7 protein-coding genes are annotated in these 8,746 nt (G+C 61.7%); 4 read left to right on the top strand and 3 right to left on the bottom strand.

Features of this window, described 5'->3' with window-relative positions:
* A partial coding sequence (locus Q0M35_RS15365) for a valine--tRNA ligase (protein ID WP_295316845.1) occupies positions 1–2,585 on the top strand: 2,585 nt, incomplete at its 5' end.
* 57 nt (positions 2,586–2,642) lie between these two features.
* On the opposite strand, the gene Q0M35_RS15360 is transcribed toward Q0M35_RS15365, so the two are convergent.
* Positions 2,643–3,431, bottom strand: a complete 789-nt coding sequence (locus tag Q0M35_RS15360) for a crotonase/enoyl-CoA hydratase family protein (RefSeq protein WP_295316843.1) — start codon at positions 3,429–3,431, stop codon at positions 2,643–2,645.
* Positions 3,432–3,548: 117 nt separating this feature from the next.
* Here Q0M35_RS15360 and Q0M35_RS15355 point away from each other — a divergent pair, with 117 nt between their 5' ends.
* Together Q0M35_RS15355 and Q0M35_RS15350 are read left to right on the top strand one after the other, a co-directional pair.
* Complete coding sequence (locus Q0M35_RS15355; RefSeq protein ID WP_295316841.1) at positions 3,549–4,652, top strand: pyridoxal phosphate-dependent aminotransferase; 1,104 nt, start codon at positions 3,549–3,551, stop codon at positions 4,650–4,652.
* 54 nt (positions 4,653–4,706) lie between these two features.
* Complete coding sequence (locus tag Q0M35_RS15350) at positions 4,707–4,922, top strand: hypothetical protein (RefSeq protein ID WP_295316839.1); 216 nt, start codon at positions 4,707–4,709, stop codon at positions 4,920–4,922.
* On the opposite strand, the gene Q0M35_RS15345 is transcribed toward Q0M35_RS15350, so the two are convergent.
* Positions 4,923–6,131: an aminotransferase class V-fold PLP-dependent enzyme gene (locus Q0M35_RS15345; protein WP_295316837.1), complete on the bottom strand. Its 1,209-nt coding sequence runs from the start codon at positions 6,129–6,131 to the stop codon at positions 4,923–4,925. It abuts the gene before it with no gap.
* A gap of 145 nt (positions 6,132–6,276) precedes the next feature.
* Between Q0M35_RS15345 and Q0M35_RS15340 the strand changes: the two genes are divergently transcribed.
* Positions 6,277–8,130, top strand: a complete 1,854-nt coding sequence (locus Q0M35_RS15340; protein WP_295316835.1) for an ABC transporter ATP-binding protein — start codon at positions 6,277–6,279, stop codon at positions 8,128–8,130.
* On the opposite strand, the gene Q0M35_RS15335 is transcribed toward Q0M35_RS15340, so the two are convergent.
* Positions 8,127–8,746, bottom strand: a 620-nt coding sequence (locus Q0M35_RS15335) for a glycosyltransferase (protein ID WP_295316833.1), incomplete at its 5' end; no start/stop codon positions are given. The two genes, Q0M35_RS15340 and Q0M35_RS15335, sit on opposite strands and share 4 nt — an antisense overlap.

Below are 8,746 nucleotides of genomic sequence, written 5' to 3'. Positions count from 1 at the left end.
AGGGCCTGATTTACCGCGGCAAGCGCCTCGTGAACTGGGACCCGCAGTTCGAGACGGCGATCTCCGATCTTGAGGTCGAGAACATCGAAACCGACGGCTTTATGTGGCACTTTAAATACCCGCTCGCGGGCGGTGCCACCTATGAATACGTCGAGAAGGATGAGGACGGCAACGAGACCCTGCGCGAGACCCGTGACTATATCTCTATTGCCACCACGCGGCCCGAAACCATGCTGGGTGACGGGGCGGTCGCGGTTCATCCGACAGATGAACGTTATGCGCCAATCATCGGAAAACTATGTGAAATCCCCGTGGGTCCGAAAGAGCACCGCCGCCTCATTCCGATCATCACAGACGAGTATCCGGACCCCGCTTTCGGCTCTGGTGCTGTAAAAATTACCGGCGCGCATGATTTTAACGATTATGCCGTGGCAATGCGCAACAACATCCCGCTCTATGCGCTGCTCGACACGAAAGGGCGCATGCGCGAGGACGGTATGACCTATGAGGAGGCCGCGACTGAGGCGGGCCGGATCGCCACGCTCTGGGTCGAGATGCACGACCAGACCGAAGGTCGCTTTCAGTCACCTTCAGAACAGCCCGCGCCCGATGTGAGCCAGGTCAATCTGGTGCCCGAAGACCTGCGCGGACTGGATCGGTTCGAGGCGCGCAAAAAGGTCGTGCAACAGATCACAGCCGAGGGTCTGGCGGTCATGCACCGCGTGCCCGTTATTGACGAAGAGGACGGTCAGGAAAGCAGCGCGCTTGTCCCCCTCGTCGAGGCCAAAAAGATCATGCAGCCCTTTGGCGATCGGTCCAAGGTCGTGATCGAGCCGATGCTGACAGATCAGTGGTTTGTTGATACGGCGCAGATTGTACAGCCGGCGATCGACGCGGTGCGAAATGGCGAGACCGAAATTCTGCCCGAACAGGACAAGAAGGTCTATTTCAACTGGCTGGAAAACATCGAGCCCTGGTGCATATCCCGCCAGCTCTGGTGGGGGCATCAGATCCCGGTGTGGTTTGGTCCTGCTTCTGAGGATGTAGCCGCATTCGAAAAAGACCCTAGCGCAGAGCCGTTGGCGAAACCGATTGAAATCTGCGCGACAAATGAAGCTGAGGCGCTTGCGAAAGCCAAAGTCATTTACGGCGAAGGCACCCGGATCTTTGCGTCCAATGATGGCGTTGCCCACATTTCAGGACCAACGGGCGGACCGGCCGAAGTGACCATTGGTCGCGACCCCGACGTCCTCGACACCTGGTTCTCTTCCGGCCTCTGGCCCATCGGCACGCTGGGCTGGACCGGCGACGCGGAGCAGGACGCAGGCAATGAGGCGCTGCAGAAATACTTCCCCACCTCGGTGCTGATCACCGGCTTTGACATCATCTTTTTCTGGGTCGCCCGGATGATGATGATGCAGTACGCCGTGGTCGGGCAGAAACCCTTTGACACTGTGTACGTGCACGCCCTCGTCCGTGATGAGAAGGGCAAGAAGATGTCCAAGTCGCTTGGCAATGTCATCGACCCGCTCGATATGATCGACGAATATGGTGCCGATGCGGTGCGCTTCACGCTGACGGCGATGGCCGCGATGGGACGCGACCTGAAGCTCTCGACCCAGCGCATCGCGGGCTATCGCAATTTCGGCACCAAACTCTGGAACGCCTGCCGGTTTGCGGAGATGAACGGCGTATTTGAGGCCCGGGCCGGAGCCGATGGGGTCAGCGCCGCACCATCGCAGCCCACGCAGCCGGTCAATAAATGGATCATCGGCGAGACCGCGCGCGTCCGCGAAGAGATCGACGCGGCGCTCGGTAACTACAGGTTCAATGACGCGGCAAATGCGGCCTATGCCTTTGTCTGGGGCAAGGTCTGCGACTGGTATGTGGAACTCAGCAAACCGCTGCTGCAGGACGAGGCCAACGCCGAATTCGCGCAAGAGACCCGCGAAACGATGGCTTGGGTGCTGGATCAGTGCATGATCCTGCTGCACCCTGTGATGCCCTTCATCACTGAAGAACTCTGGGCCGCCACGGGCACCCGCGACAAGATGCTGGTGCACGCTGACTGGCCTGAATACAAGGCCACGGATCTGGTGGATGTGGACGCTGACCGGGAACTCACCTGGGTGATCAGCCTGATCGAAGCGATCCGCTCTGCGCGCGCGCAGATGCATGTGCCCGCGGGGCTTTATGTGCCGCTTGTCGTCACCGAAATCGACGCTGCGGGAGAGACCGCCTGGGCGCGCAATGAGGTGATGATCAAACGGCTCGCCCGGGTTGACGATCTGAGCCGCGCAGACAGTTTCCCCAAAGGGACCGTATCGCTTGCGGTGCCGGGCGCTTCCTTCGGGCTACCGCTCGCAGATATTATTGATATCGCAGAGGAAAAGGCGCGACTCGAAAAATCCCTGGGCAAACTCAACAAAGAGCTCGGCGGTCTGCGCGGTCGGTTGAACAACCCGAAATTCGCAGCCTCCGCCCCGGAAGAAGTGGTCGAGGAAACCCGGGCAAATCTGGCGCTGCGCGAAGAGGAAGAAACTCAGCTGAAAGAAGCGCTCGCGCGGCTGGCCGAACTGGGCTGAGCACGCGCCGGATGCCTGCGGCCCGCGCGACGCCTGCCGGTCAGGTTCCGCGTTGGCTCACTTGAAAACCGGCGCCCGCTTGCCGAACTGCGCGGCCACCACTTCCATCTGCTCAGGTGTACCCAGCAGGCCGGCCTGAGCCTCCGCCTCAGCCATCAGTACATCCTGCGCTGCGGCCGTTTCAGCGGTTTCCATGAGCGCTTTGGCCGCCCGGATCGCCTTCGGGCTTTTCCCTGTAATTTCAGTAGCTAATGCCATGGCGGCTGCAAACGGGTCCGACGCAGTCTCCGTCACCAGCCCCCAGCGCTCCGCCTGTTCCGCACGGACCGGCGCGGCTGTGTATACCAGCCGCCGCATCACGTCAGAGCGCACAAGACGCGGCAGCAACACCATGCCGCCCATGTCCGGCACGATGCCCCATTTCATCTCCATCACCGCCAGCACAGTGTCAGGTGCCGCGATACGAATGTCCGCACCAAGAGCGAGCTGCATACCCGCACCAAAAACCTGCCCGTGCAGAGCAGCGATCACCGGCACCGGGAGCCGGCGCCAGGCCATCGCAACCTCCTGCCACTGGTTCGTCGCACCCCCGCCATGGGTGCGGGGTATGATCAGCGCCCTCATGTCCTGCCCGATCATCGCACCAAGGCCAGCCAGATCGATGCCGGCGCAAAAGGCACTGCCCTGCCCGCTCAGCACCACAACACGCGCCTCAGATGCCGCGATCTGCCCGGCTGCGGCAATCAACGAATCGATCATCTCCTGATCCATGGCGTTTTTCTTGTCCGGACGGGTCAGCGTGACACGGGCAATGTGATCTTCGGTCAGAACCTCGACGCGCGCCATGGGCAGTCTCCCTTGTTATGGTGCAGTCACAGAAGCGCAAATGGGTATCGGGGGCCAGTAAAACGTGACGGCACCCCTGCCCTTGCCCCCGTGACCCGAGTGCACTTAAGTGGCGCCATGACGCATTTCCGACTGACCCCGCTGGCCGCCTCTCTGCCTGACACCGTGCCTTTCGTCGGCCCCGAAACACGGGAACGCCAGAAGGGGAAGGGATTCCGCGCAAGGCTCGGCGCAAATGAGAACGTGTTCGGCCCCTCGCCGGAAGCGGTGCGTGCAATGGCAGAAACGCCTCTGTGGATGTACGGCGATCCGGAAAGCTATGATCTGCGCGAGGCGCTCGCCCGCCACCTCGGGACACCCGCCGGGACAATCATGGTTGGCGAAGGCATTGACGGGCTGCTCGGCTGTCTTGCCCGGCTGATGGTGGCGCCGGGGGATGCGGTGGTAACGTCAGACGGCGCTTATCCCACGTTTAACTATCATGTGGCAGGCTTTGGCGGGGTGCTGCACAAAGTACCCTTCGACGGTGATTATGAAGACCTCAGAGGCCTTTTTACAAAGGCTGCGGAAACCGATGCCAAACTGGTCTATCTGTCGAACCCCGACAATCCGATGGGCAGCTTTCACACCGGCGATCAGATTGCGGCGGCGATGGATGATCTGCCGGCGGGTACACTTCTGATCCTCGACGAGGCTTATATCGAATGCGCGCCCGCGTGCGCACAGGTGCCCTTGCCCTGGGATGACCCGCGCCTCATTCGCCTGCGCACCTTCTCCAAAGCTTACGGTCTGGCCGGTGCGCGTGTGGGCTATGCCATCGGCGCGCCCGGTCTGATTGCGGCCTTCAACAAAGTACGCAACCACTTCGGGATGAACCGGGCAGCCCAGGCGGGTGCACTCGCCGCGCTTCAGGACGATGTCTGGCTGCGGTCGGTGCTGGCGCGCATCGTCTCTGCGCGATTGCAGATTTCCGAGATCGCTGGTGCTTGTGGCCTCCGACCGCTGGCCTCGGCTGCTAACTTTGTGACGATCGACTGTGGCAGAGACGCAGATTTTGCAAAACGCGTGCTGACAGAGCTGGATGCGCGCGGCGTATTTGTACGCATGCCCTTTGTGGCACCGCAAAACCGCTGCATCCGGATCAGTTGCGGGACCCCTGCTCAGCTGGAAATTCTGGCAGAAGTCCTGCCGGACGCGGTAAAAACCGCAAAAAACTGCTGACGGATCGCCGCGCAGGGCTATAGTTTTCATCGTGAGCCAACCTGTGAGGCAACGATGGAAAATCACAAACTGGGTCGTGCACCGGACTTTACCAATGCCTGCATCGTGATGTTCGGCGTGAACCTGGGCTGGGTGCTGCTGTTTCTGTTCGCGATCTACGGCCTCGTCGCGGCAGTTTTTATCTGCCTCGTCGTCAATCACTGGCTCAACTGGGTTGCGGTCAGGCGCCGCAAGGCCGATCAGCTATACGCAGGCAAAACGGCCGGCTGATCAGCTTCCTGCAATGATTTCGGATGCGGCATCCAGCGCGCCACTGCCGTGCTCAAGACCAAGTGCCGTCATGCCTGACTGAATTCCCCCGAGCAGACCCATGATCATGTGACCGTTGACGTGGCCCATATGCCCCAGACGGAAATATCCGTGCCACGCCGGATCACCCGCAGGCGCCATGCCAAGGCCGATGCCCAGCGTCAGGCCCAGATGCGCTTCGGTCCACTCGCGCAATGCTGTCGCCTGCGGGCTTTCCAGCTGCAACCCGGTGACAGCATGGCTGCGGCAGGCCGGGTCACGGACAGTCATACGCAGATTGCCAAGCTGCCCCCAGGCATTGCAGGCGGCCCAGATCGCGCGGGCAAAAAGCTCATGACGCGCCCAGATGTTTTCGATGCCTTCGGCCTGTATCATGTCGAGAGCTGTGCGCAGGCCATAGACGTGATGCGTGGGCGCCGTGCCGTGCCAGTACTGCATGAACATCCCCGGGTTGGCACGCGGCGTCCAGTCCCAGTAGCGGCTCACCAGGGTCATCTTTGCGCGCACGGCAGCCGCTTTGTCATTGAAGAAGACAAAGCTCATGCCCGGGGGCACCATCAGGCCCTTCTGGCAGCCGGTGACCATCACATCAACACCCCAGTCGTCCATCTCAAAGACATCGCAGGCGAGCGAGGCGATACAGTCCACCATCAGAAGCGCGGGATGACCGGAGGCATCCATTGCCGCCCTGAGGGCTGCAATGTCGTTGCGCAGCGAAGTCGAGGTATCCACATGCACCGCCAGCACGGCTTTGATCCGGTGCGCGCTGTCGTCCGCCAGCGCCTCGGTGATCCGCGCCATATCCATCGGCTGGCCCAGCGGTGTATCCACGTTGACCACGTCGCCGCCGAGACCCTCAGCCGTATCGCCCCAGCCCCAGGAGAAGTGTCCCGTGCGCGGCACCAGGACCTGATCACCCGGTTCGATCACATTGGCCAGTGCGGCCTCCCAGGCAGCATGCCCGTTCCCGATATAGATGGCCACATCATGCCCGGTGCGCGCGACCTTTTTGAGATCCGCCATGATCCCCGGCATCATATCGGGCAATTCCCCCGCATAGATATTGGGCGCAGGCCTGTGCATGGCATTCAGCACGGCCTCAGGGATCACCGAAGGCCCGGGAATCGCGAGATAACCGCGTCCCGCGGCGGGGTTTGGTTTGCCGGCCATGAAATTCATCCTTTTGTTTTGGCGCAACACTAGCCCCCGGGGTATCCGCGTCAATCGCCACCTGCCTTGCTTTGGCCCTGTGAGAGGCCTACACCCGGAGTTCACCGGACAGGCACGGCGGTCCGGCGCAGCAAAAAGGCCTTAAATGCGCGAGAACGATCAAGCTTCTGCCCATCTGATGAAATGGTTGTGGCGCGGGTATCTGAACCGCCACCTGGGCACGCTTGCCGTCGCGGTTTTCTTTATGATCATCGAAGGATCGATGCTGGGCGCACTCGCCTGGCTGATGCAGCCGATGTTCGATCAGGTCTTTGTTGCCGGTCAGAGCTCGATGCTGGCGGTGGTCGGCGCGGTGCTCATCGGCATTTTTCTGATGCGTGCGGTGTCCGGCGTCATGCAAAAAGTACTGCTGACCCGCATCGCGGAGAAATCCGCGGCAAGCCTGCGCAATGACCTGCTGGGCCGGATGATGCAGCAGGACGGCACCTTTCATCAGTCCCATCCGCCCGGGTTCCTGATCCAGCGTGTGCAATCCGACGTGAACGCCGTGAATGACGTGTGGCGCGCTATCGTCACCGGCGCCGGGCGTGATTTTATCGGTTTGTTTGTGCTGCTCGGCGTGGCGATCAGTGTGGACCCTGTCTGGGCGCTGCTGGCCTGTATCGGCATCCCGGTGCTGGTGATGCCCGCGGCCCTGGCGCAGCGCTTCGTGCGCAAACGCGCCCGTGAGGCCCGCGATCTGGGCGCGTCGCTGTCCAACAGGCTGGATGAGATTTTCCACGGCATCGTTCAGATCAAGCTTAACGGTGCCGAAGAATACCAGGCCCGCCAGTACCGCAACCTGACCGACCAGTATGTGCGCACCCAGGTCCGCACGATCTTTGGATCCGCTGCAATTCCCGCGATGATCGATATCATTTCGGGCTTCGGCTTTCTGGCGGTGATCATCTATGGCGGCTCGGAGATTATCGCAGGCGAAAAAACCATTGGCCAGTTCATGAGCTTTTTCACCGCCATGGGGTTTGCCTTCGATCCGATGCGGCGTCTGGGCGCGATCAGCGGGTTGTGGCAGACGGCTGCCGCATCCATTGAACGGATCAAGGAGCTGATGGATGCGCCTATCCGGCTGACCTCCCCTGTTTCCCCGGCTGCGGCCCCGACCGGCACGCCGGATATCCGCCTTGAAGACGTATCGCTCAGCTATGGCGAGGCCCGCATTCTGGAAAATCTGAACCTGATCGCAGAGGCGGGGCAAACCACGGCGCTTGTCGGGGCTTCAGGGGCCGGAAAATCGACAATATTCAACCTGCTGACCCGACTGGTAGACCCCGATGACGGGAAAATCCTGATTGGTGGCGTCGCAACCGACGCGGTTTCGCTCGCCGATCTGCGCGGGCTGTACTCCGTTGTGACCCAGGAAGCGTTGCTCTTTGACGAGACCCTGCGCGAAAATATCCTGATGGGGCGTGAGGATGTCTCGGATGAAGACCTTGTGCCCGTGCTTGATGCCGCACATGTCACCAGCTTTCTGGCCAAACTGCCGGCCGGGCTGGACACGCGGGTGGGCCCGCGCGGCTCTGCCCTCTCCGGAGGCCAGCGTCAGCGGGTGGTGATCGCCCGCGCGCTGCTGCGCGACACCCCGGTTCTGCTGCTGGATGAAGCGACCTCCGCACTGGATGCCCAGTCCGAAAAGGTGGTTCAGGAAGCACTCGATACCCTTGCCGAGGGGCGCACGACACTGGTCATCGCGCACCGGCTCTCAACGGTGCGTGGCGCCGACAAGATTGTTGTGATGGACCGGGGGCGGGTGGTGGACGAGGGCGCGCATGACGAACTGCTGGAGCGCGGCGGCATTTACGCCGATCTCTACCGTCTGCAGTTTCAGGACGGTAAGACCGTGACCGACAACCGCGCGAGAGGCCCTGCCGCCCGCCATGATCCGGCAGTGCCCGCCACGTCGGGGATTCTGCACAAACTAAGCTCGATTATCTTCCGCTAACGCCGGTAGCTTTCGGCGAGCCGCGCCGGCGACACACCGCAAAAATAACGGGTGAGTGTCCACAGGTTGCGTGCACCACGTCGGAGCCAGCCCTGTTGCAGGTAGCGTGCCGGTGAGGTCTGCGCGACAGCATCAATCATCGTCAGACGCCCTGAAAGCGCCCGCGCCAGGGCAACATCCTCCATCAATGGCTGATCAGGATACCCCCCCACACTGCGATAGAGGGCGGCCGGCACAAGCAATCCCTGATCGCCATAGGGCAGGCCAGAGCGACTGCGCAGGTTCGCCCATGCCGCGACCATACGCCCGGCAAGACCACGGGTGCCGAACGCAAGCCGGAACCAGCCCGCCTCATCTTTTTTCATATGACGAATAACAGGCCCGACCCATCCGGGTTCCAGCACTGTGTCGGCATGCAGCACCATCAGCCACCTTCCCTGCGCGGCATCACATCCGCGCGCCAGTTGTCCGCCGCGCGACGCCGGCCCGGAAACAATTTCCGCACCCCAGGCCCGGGCCACGGCAACAGTATCGTCGTCGGAGCCACCGTCCGTCACAATAAGCTCGCGGATCAGTCCGGCTTCAAGGCCGGGCATAAGCGCGCCGAGGCAGTCGC

This window comes from Roseobacter sp. (genome assembly GCF_024639605.1).
Taxonomy (GTDB): Bacteria; Pseudomonadota; Alphaproteobacteria; order Rhodobacterales; family Rhodobacteraceae; genus Roseobacter.
The sequence above is the reverse complement of the archived record's forward strand: the minus strand, read 5'-3'. Positions and strand labels throughout refer to the sequence as shown.

Excerpts from the sequence above, each read along its gene's own strand:
- Q0M35_RS15360 (WP_295316843.1), bottom strand. The coding sequence starts at position 3,431 with ATGGCGCGCGTCGAGGTTCTGACCGAAGATCACATTGCCCGTGTCACG.
- Q0M35_RS15355 (WP_295316841.1), top strand. The coding sequence starts at position 3,549 with ATGACGCATTTCCGACTGACCCCGCTGGCCGCCTCTCTGCCTGACACC.
- Q0M35_RS15350 (WP_295316839.1), top strand. The coding sequence starts at position 4,707 with ATGGAAAATCACAAACTGGGTCGTGCACCGGACTTTACCAATGCCTGC.
- Q0M35_RS15345 (WP_295316837.1), bottom strand. The coding sequence starts at position 6,131 with ATGGCCGGCAAACCAAACCCCGCCGCGGGACGCGGTTATCTCGCGATT.
- Q0M35_RS15340 (WP_295316835.1), top strand. The coding sequence starts at position 6,277 with ATGCGCGAGAACGATCAAGCTTCTGCCCATCTGATGAAATGGTTGTGG.